At 68.6% G+C, this 17875-nt stretch carries 21 protein-coding genes and 1 pseudogene; 16 read left to right on the forward strand and 6 right to left on the reverse strand.

The window, feature by feature from the left end; genetic code table 11:
• The first annotated feature begins 3 nt into the window (after positions 1-3).
• The 6 genes and pseudogenes from OVA17_RS12410 to OVA17_RS12430 all read left to right on the forward strand — a co-directional run bounded on the left by OVA17_RS12410 (position 4) and on the right by OVA17_RS12430 (position 3491).
• Entirely contained in the window at positions 4-1065 is a 1062-nt protein-coding gene (locus OVA17_RS12410; protein WP_210074255.1) for a 4-hydroxy-3-methylbut-2-enyl diphosphate reductase, read from the forward strand.
• Complete coding sequence (locus OVA17_RS12415; protein ID WP_267786847.1) at positions 1062-1646, forward strand: DUF6264 family protein; 585 nt, start codon at positions 1062-1064, stop codon at positions 1644-1646. The genes OVA17_RS12410 and OVA17_RS12415 overlap by 4 nt, the downstream gene beginning before the upstream one ends.
• 55 nt (positions 1647-1701) lie before the next feature.
• Positions 1702-2205, forward strand: a complete 504-nt coding sequence (locus OVA17_RS12420; protein WP_267786848.1) for a sigma-70 family RNA polymerase sigma factor — start codon at positions 1702-1704, stop codon at positions 2203-2205.
• Positions 2206-2228: 23 nt separating this feature from the next.
• Positions 2229-2306 (forward strand): annotated as a pseudogene (locus OVA17_RS16430) (zf-HC2 domain-containing protein); the annotation flags it as partial.
• Positions 2307-2324: 18 nt separating this feature from the next.
• Positions 2325-2900, forward strand: a complete 576-nt coding sequence (locus OVA17_RS12425) for a hypothetical protein (RefSeq protein ID WP_267786849.1) — start codon at positions 2325-2327, stop codon at positions 2898-2900.
• 108 nt (positions 2901-3008) lie between these two features.
• Positions 3009-3491: an MOSC domain-containing protein gene (locus OVA17_RS12430; protein WP_324289889.1), complete on the forward strand. Its 483-nt coding sequence runs from the start codon at positions 3009-3011 to the stop codon at positions 3489-3491.
• A gap of 185 nt (positions 3492-3676) precedes the next feature.
• Here the strand turns inward: OVA17_RS12430 and fbaA are convergent, their stop codons facing one another.
• Complete coding sequence (gene fbaA, locus OVA17_RS12435; protein ID WP_210074264.1) at positions 3677-4705, reverse strand: class II fructose-bisphosphate aldolase; 1029 nt, start codon at positions 4703-4705, stop codon at positions 3677-3679.
• 177 nt (positions 4706-4882) lie between these two features.
• Between fbaA and glpX the strand changes: the two genes are divergently transcribed.
• Both glpX and OVA17_RS12445 read left to right on the forward strand, forming a co-directional pair.
• Complete coding sequence (glpX, locus tag OVA17_RS12440) at positions 4883-5872, forward strand: class II fructose-bisphosphatase (RefSeq protein ID WP_210074266.1); 990 nt, start codon at positions 4883-4885, stop codon at positions 5870-5872.
• A gap of 489 nt (positions 5873-6361) precedes the next feature.
• The gene (locus OVA17_RS12445; RefSeq protein ID WP_210074268.1) at positions 6362-6571 is read left to right on the forward strand and encodes a UDP-N-acetylmuramyl pentapeptide phosphotransferase; all 210 of its coding nucleotides are present in this window, start codon (positions 6362-6364) and stop codon (positions 6569-6571) included.
• 57 nt (positions 6572-6628) lie between these two features.
• Here OVA17_RS12445 and OVA17_RS12450 read toward each other — a convergent pair whose 3' ends face one another.
• Together OVA17_RS12450 and OVA17_RS12455 are read right to left on the reverse strand one after the other, a co-directional pair.
• A complete protein-coding gene (locus tag OVA17_RS12450) occupies positions 6629-7954 on the reverse strand; it encodes a DNA recombination protein RmuC (RefSeq protein WP_267786851.1) in 1326 nt (441 codons plus the stop codon).
• Between the two features lie 54 nt (positions 7955-8008).
• Positions 8009-8602 carry a 3'-5' exonuclease gene (locus OVA17_RS12455; protein ID WP_267786852.1) on the reverse strand — a complete coding sequence of 198 codons (594 nt, stop codon included), beginning with the start codon at positions 8600-8602 and terminating at the stop codon, positions 8009-8011.
• Between the two features lie 268 nt (positions 8603-8870).
• Between OVA17_RS12455 and OVA17_RS12460 the strand changes: the two genes are divergently transcribed.
• The 6 genes from OVA17_RS12460 to OVA17_RS12485 all read left to right on the forward strand — a co-directional run bounded on the left by OVA17_RS12460 (position 8871) and on the right by OVA17_RS12485 (position 13362).
• Complete coding sequence (locus OVA17_RS12460; protein ID WP_267786853.1) at positions 8871-9620, forward strand: class I SAM-dependent methyltransferase; 750 nt, start codon at positions 8871-8873, stop codon at positions 9618-9620.
• 40 nt (positions 9621-9660) lie between these two features.
• Positions 9661-10734 carry a redox-regulated ATPase YchF gene (gene ychF / locus OVA17_RS12465; protein WP_267786854.1) on the forward strand — a complete coding sequence of 358 codons (1074 nt, stop codon included), beginning with the start codon at positions 9661-9663 and terminating at the stop codon, positions 10732-10734.
• A gap of 32 nt (positions 10735-10766) precedes the next feature.
• Positions 10767-11105: a hypothetical protein gene (locus OVA17_RS12470; RefSeq protein WP_267786856.1), complete on the forward strand. Its 339-nt coding sequence runs from the start codon at positions 10767-10769 to the stop codon at positions 11103-11105.
• A 262-nt stretch (positions 11106-11367) separates the two neighbouring features.
• Positions 11368-11793, forward strand: coding sequence for a hypothetical protein (locus OVA17_RS12475; protein ID WP_267786857.1), 426 nt, complete (start codon positions 11368-11370; stop codon positions 11791-11793).
• 126 nt (positions 11794-11919) lie between these two features.
• Positions 11920-12255 (forward strand): hypothetical protein, encoded by a 336-nt coding sequence (locus OVA17_RS12480; RefSeq protein ID WP_267786858.1) that lies wholly within the window; start codon positions 11920-11922, stop codon positions 12253-12255.
• A gap of 285 nt (positions 12256-12540) precedes the next feature.
• Complete coding sequence (locus OVA17_RS12485) at positions 12541-13362, forward strand: hypothetical protein (protein WP_267786859.1); 822 nt, start codon at positions 12541-12543, stop codon at positions 13360-13362.
• A gap of 7 nt (positions 13363-13369) precedes the next feature.
• Here OVA17_RS12485 and OVA17_RS12490 read toward each other — a convergent pair whose 3' ends face one another.
• The 3 genes from OVA17_RS12490 to OVA17_RS12500 all read right to left on the reverse strand — a co-directional run bounded on the left by OVA17_RS12490 (position 13370) and on the right by OVA17_RS12500 (position 16431).
• Positions 13370-14308, reverse strand: a complete 939-nt coding sequence (locus OVA17_RS12490) for an ADP-ribosylglycohydrolase family protein (RefSeq protein ID WP_267786860.1) — start codon at positions 14306-14308, stop codon at positions 13370-13372.
• Between the two features lie 25 nt (positions 14309-14333).
• A complete protein-coding gene (locus OVA17_RS12495) occupies positions 14334-14876 on the reverse strand; it encodes a hypothetical protein (RefSeq protein WP_267786862.1) in 543 nt (180 codons plus the stop codon).
• Between the two features lie 247 nt (positions 14877-15123).
• Positions 15124-16431, reverse strand: a complete 1308-nt coding sequence (locus OVA17_RS12500; RefSeq protein WP_267786863.1) for a D-alanyl-D-alanine carboxypeptidase family protein — start codon at positions 16429-16431, stop codon at positions 15124-15126.
• A 153-nt stretch (positions 16432-16584) separates the two neighbouring features.
• Between OVA17_RS12500 and OVA17_RS12505 the strand changes: the two genes are divergently transcribed.
• Positions 16585-16755 carry a CsbD family protein gene (locus OVA17_RS12505; RefSeq protein ID WP_103210933.1) on the forward strand — a complete coding sequence of 57 codons (171 nt, stop codon included), beginning with the start codon at positions 16585-16587 and terminating at the stop codon, positions 16753-16755.
• A 115-nt stretch (positions 16756-16870) separates the two neighbouring features.
• Positions 16871-17839: an aldose 1-epimerase family protein gene (locus tag OVA17_RS12510; RefSeq protein ID WP_267786864.1), complete on the forward strand. Its 969-nt coding sequence runs from the start codon at positions 16871-16873 to the stop codon at positions 17837-17839.
• The last annotated feature ends 36 nt before the right edge of the window (positions 17840-17875 follow it).

The raw sequence follows: 17875 nt of genomic DNA on the forward strand, positions 1-17875 counted from the left end.
GGCGTGAGCTCACCTGCCGTCCACCTGCCCGTTCCCCGTATCCCGGGTCGACGCGGGCGGCTCCAGGATATCCCCGTGAAGGGCCAGAAGAAGGTGCTGCTGGCGGCGCCCCGAGGCTACTGCGCCGGTGTCGACCGCGCGGTCATCGCCGTCGAGAAGGCCCTCGAGCGTTACGGCGCCCCGGTCTACGTGCGCAAGCAGATCGTGCACAACATCCACGTCGTGACCGAACTCGAGAAGAAGGGTGCGATCTTCGTTGAAGAGGTCGACGAGGTTCCCTCGGGCGCCCACGTCGTGTTCAGTGCCCACGGTGTGTCGCCGGCCGTCGTGTCCGCGGCATCCGACCGGGGCCTGCAGGCGATCGATGCGACGTGCCCGCTCGTGACCAAGGTGCACCGCGAGGCCGTGCGCTTCGCCCGTGACGACTTCGAGATCCTGCTGATCGGTCACGAGGGGCATGAAGAGGTCGAGGGCACGGCCGGCGAGGCCCCCGAGCACGTGACGGTGGTGAACTCTCCCGACCACGCCGACACCATCGAGGTGCGCGACCCCTCGAAGGTGGTGTGGCTCTCGCAGACCACGCTGTCCGTCGACGAGACGATGGAGACCGTGCGGCGCCTGCGCGAGCGCTTCCCGCAGCTGCAGGATCCGCCCTCCGACGACATCTGCTACGCCACTCAGAACCGGCAGGTCGCGATCAAGAAGGTCGCCGTCGGTGCGGACCTCGTCATCGTGGTGGGTTCGGCGAACAGCTCCAACAGCGTCCGGCTGGTCGAGGTCGCCCTCGAGCACGGCGCCAAGGCCGCCTACCGTGTCGACTACGTCGACGAGGTCAAGCAGGAGTGGCTCGAGGGAGTCGAGACGGTCGGCGTCACCAGCGGCGCCTCGGTCCCCGAGGTCCTGGTGACCGAGGTGCTCGACGAGCTCGCGGGAGCGGGCTACCGCGACATCGAAGAGGTGCGCACCGCCGAGGAAGACCTCATCTTCTCGCTCCCCAAGGAGCTGCGACAGGATTCCAGCGGCAAGCGCGACGAGCGCGCGCTGGGCGGCCGGGGGCGCGCGTGAGCGACGCCGAGCCGCGCACTCCGGCCGACGAGGCCCGCCCTCGTCCGCAGTACGGCGAATACGCCACCCCCGAAGAGCAGCGCGCGCGCATCCGGCGTCCCGAGGTGACCGAGGCCCTCGAGGCCGGCGTAGCCCCGCAGCCGGAACCGGTCGTCGAACAGCGTGCCGCGGCGAAGCCCTCGCCGATGCCCGCTCTCACCACCCGCGGGGGCCAGATCGACCGGATCGTGACGTTCGGCCTGCTCATCTACGGTCTGTTCTCGGTCGTCACCAGCATCATCCAGCTGCTCAACTTCCCCGAGTACGCGAACAACTTCGCCCGGGTCTTCCGGGTCGATGCGACGTTCACGAACCTCACGGCCGGATATCTCTGGGGCGCCGCGGCCGCGGCCGTCACCGGCATCGGGTGGCTGCTCACGGCGATGTTCACCTGGCGGTCCATGAAGCGCGGGCGTATCTCGTTCTGGATCCCCATCGTCGGGGCGCTGGTCAGCACGGTCATCGCCGCCGTCCTGTCTCTGGTCGGCATGGCGAGTGATCCGCAGTTCTTGTCGGCCGTCATGGGCAGCGTCTCGAACTGAACCGTTCTGCGCGGCATCCCGTGTTCCTAGAAGAAGAGGGAAAGGGGATGCCGCGGTGCGAGACGAACACGCGCAGCTGACCGCGCTGTACGACGCGCACGCGACCCCCGTCTGGCGCTACGTCGTGAGCCTCACCGGTGATCACGCGGGAGCCGACGATGTCGTACAAGAGACGCTGCTGCGCGCCTGGCGGACGCCTCGGGTGATGAGCGACGATCCCGCGAAGCTGCGGTCGTGGATGTACACCGTCGCCCGCAACCTCGTCATCGACGAAGCGCGAAGCGCGCGGCGTCGGCACGAGCATCCGGTCGACGAACTGCCCGAGGTGGTCCGCGACGACGACACCGACGCGATGTTCGACGCCCTCCTCGTGGAAGAGGCGCTCGCCACCCTGACTCCTGACCACCGCGCCGTCATCGTCAGCGCTTACTACGGTGGGCGCAGCGTCGCTCAGGCCGCCGAGGAGCTCGGCATCCCGGCCGGAACCGTCAAATCGCGACTGCATTACGCGGTGCGGGCATTGCGGCTCGCGCTGCAGGAGAGGGGGGTGACCCGATGAACGACGAACACGATCGCCTGTCTATGTCAGACGGCGCCTACGTGTTGGGGGCCCTGTGTGCCTCGGACCGCGCCGAATTCGAGGCTCACCTGGCGGTGTGCGCCGAATGCCGAGCGTCTGTGGCCGAGCTCGCTCCCACCGCGGGCCTTCTTTCCCGGCTTTCCCCCGAACGGGCTCGAGCGCTCAGCGCGACGACCGGACCTGTTCCGCTGGCCTCACCCGACCCGGCTCTGCGGGGACGCGTCGTCGAGGCCGCCCGACGTCGTCGCACGCGCCGCGTGGCAGTGTGGACGCTCGCGGCATCCATCGCCCTGGTCGCCGTCGCGGTGCCGAGCGTCTTCGCCGTGAACAGTGCGGTGCAGCAGTCCTCGGGGACGGTCTATGCCCTCGACGACGTGGCCGGCGCGCCACTCGAAGCCTCGGTCAAGCTCACGTCGGCGCCCTGGGGCACTCGCATCGACCTCGTCTGCCAGTACACGGGGCAGGTGCTCGACGCCCCTCCGGGCGGCTGGCCCTACGCTCTCGCGATCACCGACGACTCGGGCACGACGAGCGTGCTCTCGACCTGGCGCGCCGACCCGGGCTCGACCACCGAGCTGAGCGCCGGCACCGACCTCTCCGCCTCCAACATCGGTGCGGTCGAGATCCGATCGCTCGACGGCGACACCGTCGTGATGCGGCGGGAGTTCGAGTGACCCGCTCGTCTGCCCGTCGTCCTCCGACGATCTAGCATCGATCCATGCCTCACCTCGTTTGCCGTCTGCGCCGTCCACAGCCTGCACCCGGATTCCGGATCCGTCGGGGTGACGGCGATCGACAAGCGCGCCATCGAGGGGAGCGTGCGCGTCGGCAAGCTCGGCATCCGCTCCGACGTGCAGGCGAGTCGAAAGCACCACGGCGGGCCGGACAAGGCGGTCTACGCCTACGCCGAGGAAGACGCGACGTTCTGGGAGCGTGAGCTGGATCGCGAGCTGCATCCCGGCTGGTTCGGCGAGAACCTGCGCATCGCGGGACTCGACGTCAATGGTGCGCGTGTCGGCGAGATCTGGCGCATCGGCGACACCGTCGAGGTCGAGGTGACGATGCCGCGCACCCCGTGCGCGACCTTCGCGCGATGGGTCGGCGGCTCGACGGCGCGGGGCTGGGTGAAGCGCTTCTCCGACGAGGGGCGGCTCGGCGCGTACCTTCGGGTCCGTCGCGCGGGCGACGTGCGAGCCGGGGATGCCATCGAGGTGCTGTCCTCGCCCGAGGGGGCGCCCACCGTGCTCGAGGTGTACGGGAGCTGAGCCGCGTCGTCTCACGGGTGGTCGGCGCGCCGAGACGGCATTTCGCTGACAGTTCGGTTGCAGCCTGACGCCGGATCGTCAGCGAGATGGTGTTTCGCCGGACCGAAACGCCCGGCCCGGGGCTCGGCATCCGGAAACGACGAACGCCCCGGCTCGAGCCGGGGCGTTCGCGCAGACGTGTTCGGTCAGTGCTGGGACTGGCCGTACGAGCCGAGCTGCTTCGTGGCCTCGACCACGCGGACGGCCATCGCCGACTCGGCGACCTTGCCCCAGGCGCGGGGGTCGTAGAGCTTCTTGTTGCCGACCTCTCCGTCGAGCTTGAGCACGCCCTCGTAGTTCGAGAACATGTAGCCCGCGATCGAGCGCGTGAAGGCGTACTGGGTGTCGGTGTCGATGTTCATCTTCACGACGCCGTTGGCGACCGCGAGGGCGATCTCTTCGTCGGTCGAGCCGCTGCCGCCGTGGAACACGAGGTCGAGGGGCTTGGCGCCGGTGCCGAACTTGGCGGCGATGCCCTCCTGGATCTCACCGAGCAGCTCGGGGCGGAGCTTGACGCCACCGGGCTTGTACACACCGTGCACGTTGCCGAAGGTGAGGGCCGAGATGTAACGACCGTTCTCGCCGAGACCGAGGCGCTCGACGGCCTTGGACACGTCAGCGACGGTCGTGTAGAGAGCCTCGTTCGAGCCCTCGTGCTGCACGCCGTCTTCTTCGCCGCCGACGACGCCGACCTCGATCTCGAGGATGGCGTTGATGTTCTTCATGCGGGGAAGGAGCTCCGCCGCGATGTCGATGTTCTCGTCGAGAGGAACGGCCGAGCCGTCCCACATGTGCGACTGGAAGATCGGGTTGCGGCCGGCCTTGACCTCTTCCTCAGAGGCTTCGAGCAGCGGCAGGACGAAGCCGGGCAGGGCGTCCTTGGGGCAGTGGTCGGTGTGGAGGGCGACCGTGATGGGGTAGTTCTTCGCGACCTCGGTCACGTACTTGGCGAATGCGAGAGCTCCGGTGGCGCGGGCCTTGACGGTGTGGCCTGCGAAGTAGTCGGCACCGCCCGTGGTGACCTGCAGGATGCCGTCGGAGCCGGCCTCGGTCAGGCCCTGGAGCACGGAGTTGATGGTCTGCGAGCTCGAGACGTTGATCGCGGGGTACGCGAAGCCGCCGGCCTTCGCGCGGTCCAGCATGTCGGCGTACTGCTCAGGGGAAGCGACGGGCATGGAGGTGCTCCTTGGTGTTGTCGGGACACCGTCACTCTAGCGAAGCCACCGGATCGTGACGCGGCGGGCACGGCAGGAAGAGGACACTTCTGCCGAACCGTTAAGAACCGTGATTCCTTCGTTGCACATCCGGTCAAATCCGGCGATTGTCCACGCTTTGCTGGATACAGTGGCCGCATGGTGAGCCTGACTGCCGACATGAGCCCTTTGCACCCCGACCGCAACCTGGCGCTCGAGCTGGTGAGAGCGACCGAGGCGGCGTCCATCCGTGCGGTCCCGTTCATCGGCCGGGGCGACAAGGAAGCCGCTGACGGAGCGGCCGTCGACGCGATGCGCGCGTTCTTCAGCACGGTCAACTTCGACGGAACGATCGTGATCGGTGAGGGCGAGAAGGACAACGCGCCCATGCTCTACAACGGTGAGCGCGTCGGCAGCGGCCGCGGACCCCAGTGCGATGTGGCCGTCGACCCGATCGACGGCACGTCGCTGACCGCCGCGGGGCGCCAGAACGCCCTCTCGGTCATCGCCGTCTCGGATCAGGGCACGATGCTCGACGCATCGAGCGTCTTCTACATGGACAAGCTCGTCACGGGCCCGGCCGGAGTCGGCGTCGTCGACATCCGACTCCCCATCGCCGAGAACATCCGCCTCCTGGCGAAGGCGCTCGGCAAGCCCGTCGACGAGATCGTGGTGTCGGTGTTGAACCGTCCGCGGCACGAGAAGCTCATCGCCGAGATCCGCGAAGCCGGGGCCGGCACGCGGCTCATGAGCGACGGTGACGTCGCCGGCGGCATCAACGCCGCCCGCCACAACGCCCGCACCGACATGTGCGTCGGCATCGGCGGCAGCCCCGAGGGCATCGTGACCGCGTGCGCGATCAAGGCTCTGGGCGGCCACATCCAGGGTGTCCTGGCCCCGCGCAACGACGACGAGAAGGAGAAGGGCCGGGATGCCGGCCTCCAGGTCGACGGCGAGGTCTACGAGGCCGATGGTCTGGTGAAGGGCAAGAACACGATCTTCGTCGCGACGGGCGTCACCGACGGCCAGCTCGTGCAGGGTGTGCGTCGCGAGGGGGACTTCCTGTACACCGAGAGCGTCGTGCTGCGTGGCGCCTCGGGAACGCTTCGCCGCATCTCGTCGGAGCACCTGACGTCGAAGTGGCTGTGACGTTTGGGCTGACGCTTCGGCGTTGAGTCGCTGGGCGGACGCCACGGCGTTGACGTCACGGCGCTGACGCCACGGTGCTGACGCCACGGTGCTGACGCCACGGTGCTGATGTGCGAGTGCTGACGCCACGGCGCTGGGGTCTCGCTAGGACTCTGGAGTCGGTGTCGCGATGTCGTCGTGAGCTTGTGTTGGGGGCTTTCCGTCCGAGACACCTCTGATCGTGAGACTGCATCTCGCTGACAGATCGGTTGCAAGTCGCAACTGTCTTGTCAGCGGAATGCCGTCCCGGCGGTGGGGCGGGGGCCCGGCGTCCGAGCACGCTCCGGCGCCCGGGGGAACCGGCGACGTGCCGAGAGTCCCGCGATGTGCAGATACAGCCGGGCGTGTCGTGACGCAAGCGTGACCGGCCCAGGAGGCCGTGTCTGGCAGAATCGAACGCAGTGTCAACGGCGACGCTGTGTTCTTCCGAGACCCGAAGGGGGATCGTCCATGGCAGCTCCGACGAATCACACCGCACCTCAGACAGGTGCACAGGCGGTCATCGCCAGCGCGGTCGATCCCGCGCGTCGACCGGACGTGCTGTTGCGCGTGCGTCGCGACGAGGGTCACGAGGTCAGCGCGTGGTGGATGGTCGGCGCGTTCGTCGCCGTTTCGACCGCCGTGGTCAGCCTGCTGAGCTGGGTTCCCGGCGGCGCCTGAGCCGCACCGCCGTCGTTCCGCTCGCTCCTGTGAACGCGGCGATGGGCGCGTGACCCTCTACGACTCGTCGTCGAAGAGACCCGCCCGCTCGCGAATGGCTCCCACATCGGCGTGCGCCGTCGCCTGGTCGCCCGCGGTGTCTTCCCGTGGAGCGTCGCCGTCCCCCATCTCGATCATCTCGGGCGCCGTCCACCGACGCGGTGCCGCTTCGAGAGCGGCGGGCGCGGAAACCGCGTCGAGCTTCGTCTCGTCGATACCGGGAAACTTGCGCGCCGTCACGAGTACCCGCGACTCCAACGATCCGGCGAACCGGTTGTAGCTGTCGACGGTCTTCTCGATCGCCCGTCGCAGGTCGTTCGCGTGCTCGGCGAGCTTTCCGACGCGTTCGTACAGCTCCGTGCCCAGCGCGAAGAGCGTCCGGGCTTCGTCGGACACGTCCTGCTGGGTCCAGGTGAACGCGACGGTCTTGAGCACCGCCCACAGGTTGACGGGGGAGGCGAGAGCCACACGTCGCGTGAAGGCGTAGTCGAGCAGGGTCGGGTCTTCGTCGAGGGCCGACGCGAGCAGCGACTCGCTCGGGAGGAAGCACACGACGAACTCCGGGCTCGTGGTGAGGCCCGCCCAGTACGCCTTCTTCGCCAGAGCATCGACGTGCGCGCGCACCGCTCTCGCGTGCTTGGCGAGAAGCGCCGCACGACGGGCCCCCTCGTCGCCGTGCGCCGTCACCGGAATCGCGCTTGCCTGCAGATACGCGTCGAGGGGGACCTTGGCATCCACCGCCAGGGACTTGCCTCCGGGGAGGCGCACCACCATGTCGGGGCGACCAGCACCGGCGTCGCTCGAGATCGCCGTCTGCAGGTCGAAGTCGACGTAGCGCGTGAGCCCGGCGGCTTCGACGACCCGGCGCAGCTGGGTCTCGCCCCAGACGCCCCGCGTGGTTCCGGAGCGCATGGCTGAGGCGAGCGACTCGGTGGTCGCGCGAAGGGCCTCGTCGGCTTCGCGGGACAGGCGCAGTTGCTCGCCGAGGGCGGAGTACTGCTCGACCCGGTCGCGCTCGAGGCCGTCGACCTTGCGCTGCATGGCGTCGAGCGTCTCGCGTACCGGGTCGAGCGCGCGCAGTACGGTCTGCTCCCGGCGCTCGCGCTCTTCGCGGGCCGCTTGGTCGGCGCGCGATTGACCCACGAGCTCGCGGTACAGCGAGATCTGGTGGTCGAGCTGCGCCTGCACGCCGTCGCGCGCGGTCTCGGCCGCGGCCACCCGTGCGCCCAGGGCCTGCTCGCCGACGGCGTGGCGGGTGGCGGTGCGCGAGGAACCCACGAACCACCCGCCGACGACGCCGACGGCGAGGGCGAGGATCGCGAAGACGAGAGCGATGGCATCCATGGGGTCAGCTTGCACCAGACCTCCGACATCGCCGGAGAGACTGTCCGATGGGGGTTAGGCGACCGCCCGCTCGGCGGGCTCGGCGACGATCTGCGAGACCCGCACGCCCAGATGCGCAGCCAGGGCGTGCACGTCATCGACGCCCGCGCGGCGGGCGCAGTCGATCGTGATCTCGGCACAGGCGACGGCGTCGGCGAGAGCGTCGTGGTGCGCGAAGGGGGAGCAACCCGCCTCGGCGGCGACAAGCGGAAGGCGGTACGAATCGAGCGTGTACGTCTTGCGAGACATCTGCACACTGCACATGTAGCGGTACGGCGGGCACTCGTCGCCGGTCGCGGCGCACGCGCGACGCAGCACCGACATGTCGAAGCCTGCGTTGTGCGCGACCAGGACGTCGGCTCCCGCGAAAGCGGTCAGACGCTCGAGCTGCGCCGACCAGTCGGGGGCGTTCACCACGTCGGAGGGCTGAATGCCGTGGATCCCGACGTTGATCGGGGCGAAGTGGTCGTGACCGGCGGGAGGCTTTATCAGCCAGGCCGCGGTTGCGACGACACGGCCGTCGCGGACACGGGCAAGACCCACCGCGCACGCCGACGCACCACTGGAGTTCGCCGTCTCGAAGTCGATCGCGGTGAAGTCCAAAGCCACGAGACCACACTGCGGCGGGACCGCCGTGTCGCGGAGGAGGCGCGCCGGGGCGGGTTCGCACAGCCGCTGATGTCTGCCCGACCCCGGAGGCGGCCTGCCCGTGCCGTCGCGCGGAGATCATCGACGACACGCCGGCCTCTGGCATCCGCCCACGTCGTGTCGCCCCCAAACTCCGCGGGACGGATCGCGGGCGGCGGGTCGTTCGCGCCCCGCCACCCCTTTCGACCGCGAACGGGGCATGTCGGAGGGGCGGCGTAGGGTCGGGGACATGACCGATCGCGAGAAGTCGACCTCGTTCGGGCAGGCGGCCTCCGCCTACGAATCCGGGCGTCCGGGGTATCCCGCCGAGGCCGTGGCGTGGTTGCTTGCGCCCGTGCGGGAGCCGGGCCGCGCGCTCCGCGTGGCCGACGTCGGCGCGGGGACGGGCAAGCTCACACGCGCCGTCGTCGAGCTCGGCGCCGACGTGGTGGCGGTGGATCCGGACGCCGACATGCTCGCGACCCTGCGAGAGAACGCGCGGGGCGTGCCCACGTTCGTCGGGACGGCCGAGAATCTGCCCCTGCCCGATTCCGGCCTGGACGCCGTCGTCATGGGTCAAGCCTGGCACTGGGTCGACGTCGAGCCGGCGTCTCTCGAGACCGCCCGCGTGCTGCGCAGCGGGGGAGTGCTCGGGCTCATCTGGAACATCCGCGACGACCGGGTCGACTGGGTGCGGCGGCTCACCGCGGCCATGGGCGGCTCGAACGCCGAGGTCCTTCTCGCCACGGGCGGCCCACGCGTCGCCGAGCCCTACGCCCACCTCGAGCACCGCGAGTGGTCATGGGAACGGCGCATCACCCTGCCGCAGTTGCGTGACCTGGTCGTCTCGCGCAGCGACATCATCACGGCGAGCCCCGAGAAGCGCGCGGGCATCGAGGCTGCGGTCGATAAAGTCGTGGCATCCGTTCCCGAACTTGTGAACGCAGGCTCGGTCGCGTTGCCGTACGTGACCCACGCGTTCCGGGCGCGGCGGCCGTGACGCGAGTGGCCGGTCTCCGGGCCGGGTAACCTGGACTCCCGTGGCTCTTACCATCGGAATCGTCGGCCTTCCCAACGTCGGAAAATCGACCCTCTTCAACGCTCTGACCAAGAACTCGGTGCTCGCGGCGAACTACCCGTTCGCCACCATCGAGCCCAACGTCGGGGTCGTGAACCTTCCCGATGTGCGCCTGCAGAAGCTCGCCGACGTGTTCGGCAGCGAGCGGCTCGTGCCCGCTGCGGTGTCGTTCGTCGACATCGCCGGCATCGTCCGCGGCGCGAGCGAGGGCGAGGGCCTCGGCAACCAGTTCCTCGCGAACATCCGTGAAGCGGATGCCATCGCTCAGGTCGTCCGCGGATTCGCCGACGACGATGTGGTCCACGTCGACGGTTCGGTCAACCCGGCCAATGACATGGAGACCATCAACGCCGAGCTGCAGCTCGCCGACCTCCAGACGCTCGAGAAGGCCATCACCCGGTACGAGAAAGAGGTCAAGGGCAAGAAGCTCGACCCCTCCGTGCTCGAGGCCGCCCAGGCTGCGCAAGACGCTCTTCAGCGTGGCGTGCTGCTGTCGGCATCCGGAATCGACCTCTCACCGATCCGCGAGTTGGGGCTGCTCACGGCCAAGCCGTTCATCTTCGTTTTCAACGTCGACGAGGCCGTGCTCACTGATCAGTCGCGCAAGGACGAGCTCGCCGCGTTGGTCGCACCCGCGAAGGCCGTGTTCCTCGACGCGAAGATCGAGTCGGAGCTGATCGACCTCGACCCCGAGGACGCGGCCGAGCTGCTGGCATCGACCGGCCAAGACGAGTCCGGTCTCGACCAGCTCGCCCGCATCGGGTTCGACACGCTCGGCCTTCAGACCTACCTCACCGCCGGTCCCAAAGAAGCCCGTGCCTGGACGATCCCGCAGGGCGCGAAGGCGCCGCAGGCCGCCGGTGTCATCCACACCGACTTCGAGAAGGGCTTCATCAAGGCCGAAGTCATCTCGTTCGAAGACCTCGTCGAGCTGGGCTCGGTCGCCGACGCCCGCGCGAAGGGCAAGGCGCGTCTCGAGGGCAAGGACTACGTCATGCAGGATGGCGACGTGGTGGAGTTCCGCTTCAACAACTAGTGAGGCGTGTCCACATGCGGCAGAGTGATGCCGTGTATCTCGATGCCACGACACGTCCGAATGTCCGTGCGCGCGTGTTGCCTGCAACCGGAATATCGCTCGCGACGTGGATAGTGATGTGGTGCGCCCAGAGCATCCCGACTTTGTGTGCGCTTGCGAATCCGTGCCCGCCTGAAGACGTGCGCGTGGCTCCCGCGCTGCTCTTCGGTGGACTCCTGTTGGTACCGACGGGTGCCCTCATTCTTACCGCCCGGACCGGGCGATCCTGGGCGTGGATGCGAACCCTGTCCTATGTCGTGCTGGTCGGGTTGGCGCTTGGCGGGCTGGGTGCGGTCCTGTTCTCCGGTGGATTCACGGTTCCGCTCGTCTAGATGTCATGGACATCGACAACGTGACGTGGTGGAGTTCCGCTTCAACAACTGAGTCTTCCGCGAGTGCGGAGACGACAGAAGCGGCCCGCACACGCCGACCGGCCTGCTGCGCGCCTGCGCACATATCTCGTGGCCGTGACAGCCGTAGGGTCGTGAGCTCTCGCGGGACGACCGAGACGGGTGGATCGCCCGGGGACGGGACCGGGTTGGTCCCCGCGCTAACGTTGCGCCCATGATCCGGAACAACCGAGCATCTCTGTGCGTGTACAGCGATACCTACACCGTGGCGCAGATCAGCGACATGCTCGGTTTGGAACCGGAAAGCTTCGGCGACATCGGCGATCTGACTCCGTCCGGGCGTGCCGGTCGAAACCTCAAACCGCAGTATCTGACCTATCAGCGAACGCTCTGGAGTTTGCACGAGAACTCGCTCGGGGCGGATGCCGAGGACGAAACCGGGTTCTCCGCGCTGAGACGGTTGGTGGAACGGGCGCTCCCCGTCGCGGACCGGCTTGCCGATCTCCGCAACGGTGGAGAGACGATCATCTGGTGGTCGGGAGACTCCGACACCATGCAGGGCGGGTTCGTCCTGGAGGTCGACCTCATCGCGAAGTTGAGTGTTCTCGGATGCCCTATGTACGGAACAGCCTTTCTCGGCGAAGGTGCGGAGGAGAACGAAGGATCGTGAGAAATTCAGGCATCATCACGGCTCGAGGCTGATGAGATTATGTACCGCGTTGTCGTGCAGGATCTCATTCCCCCAAGGTTGCCTCGCTCTGTCGAGCCCCTGGACCTCGGGTATAGCCTCGTCGCCGTGACGCACATTCCTCCTGCTCGTCGTGTCATCCGTCTCTTCCCTGATTACTCTCGCGACTGGCCGCTCTGGGAGAACTCGACGCCCACCTGGGATGTCGGGTACACGACAACCCCTGAGATGTACGGGCTGTCCGACGCGCTGACGAAGGAGCTCGCCGAGTGGAACACGTTGTGGGAGTCGCAGTTCGATCCGTTTGACGGTTGGAGAAGTGATTCTGCCCGAGAAGCCTGGCGGAAAGCCGGCGCGGAGATCGCGAGGCGTCTGCAGGCGGAAGTCATCGCATTCGCCGACGTTCAGTACGAGCCGTGGCCGCTCGGGAGTGACGACCGGTAGCCTTTGACGCGCCATGTTGGTCGGCTCTGACGCGGACGCAGAGACCCTGCCGAGCAGACATTCGGAGGCTAGCAGGCACGTAGGGCACCCCGCTGGTCGCTCTCGGGGTCGCCCTCGGGATTGCCGTGCTCATGCTGTTCGTCGCTGGGGCCGCTGTGGGTGTCCGTGTCAGATGTCGTCGCTGCGGCGGCGGATGAGGGTCGTCGCGCCTGAGTGCGCGTTCCCGAGATGCCTCGCGTTGCGAAGCGTTCCGTGGGGGTCGGAGTGACCGCTAGGGTCGGGCACGTGACCACCCCCGAGCCCGCCCGCGTCGACGACCTCGCCTCCTTCGCCGCAGCGAATGGCTGGACCTACCAGCCGACCGCCGAACCCCCTGCGCTTTCTGGTGACATGTGGGAGTACGCCACGGCGGGCAACGTCCAGGACCGCATCGCCGGACCGGGGTGGGAGGCCGGCCGGATCGTCGGCGGGGCGAGGAAGGCCGAGAACGTCCGCCAGAGCGGGATCGTCACGATTCGGACGAGCGTCTCGGTGAATGTGCCGGTGAAGAGCATCAACCTCGGCTACCTGGCGATCCGGTTGCCCCGGCAACTGCCGCACTTCGTTCTCGATGCGCGGAGCAACGACGGCATCCTGTCGTCTCTCCAGCACCGACCACAGCGCAAGCAGCGACTCTCGCTCGAAGGCGACTTCGACACGCACTTCCATCTCTTCGCACCGAAGGGGTACGAGCGCGACGCCCTGTACGTCTTCACGCCCGACCTCATGGCTCTGCTGATCGATGAGACGGGCGACCTCGACGTCGAGGTGCGCGATGACATGCTCATCGTCTACCGCCCGGGTGGCTTCGACCTGCACGACCCCGCGGTCTGGGACCGTTTCGCGCGCATCCGGGCCACGGTGGGGGCGAAGGCGTGGACCCAGACCGACGGGTACAGCGACGATCGCGCGGTACCGGGGCTGTCGGCATCCATGGGTCCGGAGGGGCGCCGGCTCAAGCGCAGCCTGCCACGCTGGGTCTGGATAGGAATCGGAATTGCGGCGGCTGCCGTTCTCGTTCCGGTGGGCATCCTGATCGCGGTCTTCAGCGTGGCGACGTCGTTCTAGGCAGACGTCAGGTCCCCACCGCCGCCTGCGCGCGGCGGGCGAGCTGGGCGCCGTCGATCCCCGGCCAGCCGTGCAGGCCGTCGGCATGGGATGAGGGCAACGCCTCGGCGCCCCACACCGCGCCCGCGAGAGAACCGGCGATGGCCGCGACCGTGTCGGTGTCGTTGCCGCCACGGACCGCACGCTCGATCGCGTCGAGGGGCGAGGTTGCACCGGCCACCGCGGACAGTGCGCCCTGGAACGCCCGGACGATCCAGCCGTTCGCCTGCCGGAAGTCTCGCGGATGCCGCCCCTCGGTCGCGTCGATGAGGTCGGCCCAACGGTCGCGGCGTTCGACGGGTACGAGGTCGAGTTGTGCGCGTATGTCGAGTTCTCCGGTCAGGATGCCGTGGCGGATGGCCCCGCACCACAGGGCGCACGCGTCGAGATTGTCGTCTTCCCAGTGGGTCAGGCGAGCGACGGCTCCGGCCGCCGCGGCCATCTCCTCGCGGGGACGCTCGAGGTAGCCGAGGGCCAGGGGTCCGGTGCGCATGAGCGAGCCGTTGCCTCCGCTGCGACCCGATGCGTCGTGCACGGCACGAGAGGCCGCGGTGATGGCATCCATTCGTCCGCCGGCGGGGATGCGGGACAAAACCTGGCGCGTCTGCGCTCCGACGTCGAGCGCGTCGCGAGCCCATTCCTGCCAGCGGCGGACGATGGTCTCAAGCGACCCGGCGTCTTCGAGCCGGTGGCCGGCGGCGAGTTCGTCGAGGATCGGGACGGCCATGCTCGTGTCGTCGGTCCACTCGCGCTCGCCGTGGCCGAAGTGGCCGCGGCCGAAAGCGGGGATGACGTCGTCGGCGAGCGCGGGGCCGAACTCGTACGCCGAGCCGAGGGCGTCGCCCGCGGCGGAGACGAGCACCGCACCGACAGCGCGATCGACCTGGGCGGGGGAGAGGCTGGTCATGAGGTCAGCCTAGGAGGGCGCCCTCTCAGATGTCGCTGAAGTCGTTCGCCGGCAGGATGATCTGGACCACCGAGTCGCCGTCGAGCACGAGCATCACGTACTCGCGGCCGACCTCGCCCGGGCGCTGCAACGACTGCGTCCCGGGGGCATCGCGCGTGTCCAGCCGCAGCTCGGTGGAGTCGAAGCCCTCCGTGGCGCCCGCCGCGACGGCTTCGGCGCGGGTCGAGCCGACACCGATGCCCCCCGTGGTGACGATCGGATGGCCGGACACCGTGGGCGTGGACACGCGAACGGAGGCGGCCCGTGTGGATCCGTCGTTCGGCACGGTCAGCGTGAACCCGGGCCACTCAAGAGCGGTGAGCTCGAGGGCGCCGCCGTAGGGGCCTTGCACTGCCGACCGCGTGGGAGCCGTGCCGAGCGCCGCCGTCCAGGCGTCCACGGCGTTCAGCGTGTACTCGAGGGTCGACCCCGCGGCGATGGAGGCGCCGTCGAGAGAGACGATCAGGACGGCATCGCTCGCCGGTGCTACCGCGCCCGCGGTGGGCGAAGGCGTCGGGGTCGGCTTCACGGTCGGTGTGAACGCCGGCGTGGCCGCGTCCGTCGTCACCGGTTCCGGAGCCGGCGGCGGGACGCAGGCGCTGAGCCCGAGGGCGGAAACAACCGCGATCGTCAGGAGAAAAACCGAGCGCCTCATCCTCGAACGCTACCGGCGGGGCGGGTCGGCCTCAACGGGCCGCGGGTGCATTCGCTCGTCGAGAGCTCAGGCCTTGGCATCCCTTCGATGCGTCCTCGACGAACGGGGGCGTTCTCGGCGCTCAGCCCAGCTCGCTCGGATGGGTGAGGCGCCACCACAGGGTCGGCTCCTCGATCGCTCCCGAGATCTTGACGCTGGCGGAAGTCGTCTTCGGGCCGGCGGTCCAGACGACCGAACCGACCACCTCGCCGTCGGCGTAGTTCTGGGGGGTCGTCGTATCGAGGGTCACCGTCACCGGGGTGTCCGACCAGGTCCGGACCTTGGTGGTCTGCGCGAGCACGAGCGAGGCCTTCGATCCCCACGGCGTGGTGATCGTGCCGACGTCGTCGCCGACGGTTCCCAGCGGGATGTCGTGGAACCCGTCGCTGATGCTCTGCAGCAGCCCCCGCACATCTGCGTCGGTGCTCTCATGGGTCTCGCCGCTGAGCCGCACGCCCGTGATCTTCAAGGGAGAACCGATTCCCACGTCGAGCGACGAAGTGAACAGCAGATTGAACGTGCCGTCACCGAGATTGCCGGTCTTCAGACCCGTGATACCGAGCGTGCCCAACAGATCGTTGGTGTTGTAGACGGTGCCGACGCCGGTGATCTGCGCCGAGCGGGTGCCGGTGATCTGGGCGATGACGGGGTTCGCTTGCGCGAGTCCCGCGAGCGTGAGCAGATCCGTCGGCGTGCTGGCATTGCGGGGGTCGATGCCCGTGGCATCCACGATCCTGGTGTCGTTCAGGCCGTTCTTGCTCAGCCATGAACGGGCCGCCGACACGTACGCCCCCTCGGAACCGAAACCCCACCGGGCGACGGCGACGGCGTAGTTGGCGGCCGAGGGCAGAAGCATGGTCGTGAGCGAGTCGTGCAGCGACAGCTTGAGCCCATCGGGCATCGGTGCGATGACCGCACCCTGCACGTAGAACTGGTCGTAGAGGTCGGTGTCGGCCTCGGTGTACGAGATGGTCGGACCGGGATCCGTGGGGCCGGTCAGCGGGTGGGCGTCGAGGACGACGAGGGCCGTGATGAGCTTCAAGATGCTCGCGAGGGAGCGTGCCTCGTTCCCGCCCGAGGCGACGAAAGACTGGGCCGCATCGGGACCCAGGTACTCGGAGCCGCCGTCCACGCGCACCAGCGTCTCTCCGCCGGAGGGCACAGCGAGGGATGCCGGAGCCCCGGCGTTCGCGGTGGGAGCGTGCGAGGTGACCGTCGGGGCAGGCAGAGCTGCCGCAGACGCCCACCACACGTATCCGCCGCTTCCGCCGAGCACGACGAGTGTGACGACGAGGAACACGATGAGGACGACACGATCGGCCCGGCCGTTGCGCGGAGGCTCGTCGGGCGCCTTCTCGAGGAGATCGCCCAAGTCGGCCAGAGTGCTCACGAAAGTCCCCCACGAATGCCCACGTTCCGAATCTATTCACATCCGTGCCTCACCACGACCTGAATTTCAAGCCCCCCTTCGCCCGCGGGGTGGCCGACCTAGCGTAGACGCACATCGGGAGATACCCGAAGACCACAACGGGAGGAGCCGACCATGGGACTCGACGACAAGATCAAGAACGCCGCGGAGAACATTGCTGGCAAGGCGAAGGAAGCCACCGGCAAGGCAACGGACAACGAGCGCCTCGAAGCCGAGGGCCAGGCCGACCAGACCAAGGCTCACGTCAAGAAGGCCGGCGAAGACGTCAAGGACGCCTTCAAGTAAGTCGCCCTCCCCGAAATGCCTCGACCCCTCCGCGGGTCGGGGCATTTCGTCTGTTCGGATGAAATCGACGCACGGGATGCCGGGGTGCACCTGCCGCGGCCGGGATAATGGCGACATGACCGCTGCCGTTCCCACCGAGACCCCCACCGTGGTCTCGGGTACCCCCGTCGTTCTGCGCGCCCACGGCTACGAAGCCGCGATCGCGAGCGTCGGTGCCTCCCTCCGTTCTCTCACGCACGAGGGCCGCGACCTCGTCGTCTCCTTCGACGCCGACGAGCTGCGCCCCGCCTACCGCGGCACGACCCTCGCGCCCTGGCCGAACCGGGTGGTCGACGGCATCCACCACTTCGACGGTCTCGAGCATCAGCTGCCGTTGACCGAGCCGAACCGCGGCCACGCGCTGCACGGACTGCTGTCGTGGGTGGACTGGAACGTGCTCGAGGCGTCCGACGATGCGGTGACGCTCACCGCGACCGTCACCGCGCAGGCCGGATACCCCTGGTGGCTGGTGGTCTCGACCACGTACCGATTGGATGCCGGCGGCCTCACCCAGACCGTTCGCGCCACCAACCTGTCGGACACGCCGGCGCCCTGGGGCACCGGACCCCACCCGTATCTCGTCGCGGGTCCGGCGACGCTCGACGAGTGGACGCTCGGCCTGCCGGCCGACACCGTGCTCGAGGTCACGCCGGACCGGCTCGCGCCGGTGGCGCTGGCATCCGTCACCTCCGACGCGGAGCGATTCGACTTCCGCGAGGAGCGGGTGCTGGGTGCCGTCGAGATCGACCACGCCTACACGGGGCTGATCCGGGATGCCGACGGCCGCGCGACCGTCACGCTCACCGATCCTTCGGGCAGCGGTGTGGCCATGAGCTGGGCGGGGGAGTGCGCGTGGGTGCAGATTCACACGGCCGACCTGCCGGACGGCCCGGGGACGCCGGGTCACCGCGCCGGCCTCGCCGTCGAGCCGATGACCTGCGCGCCCGACGCGTTCAACGACGACGCGTACGACTTCGACACGGGTGTCGTCTCGCTCGACCCCGGCGCCTCGCACGAAGCCGGGTGGACGATCTCGGCGCGCTGAGACCCTCGCAACGACAGAACCGCCCCGGAGCGATCC

Origin of the sequence: Microbacterium sp. SL75 (assembly GCF_026625865.1) — a bacterium.
GTDB lineage: Bacteria > Actinomycetota > Actinomycetes > Actinomycetales > Microbacteriaceae > Microbacterium.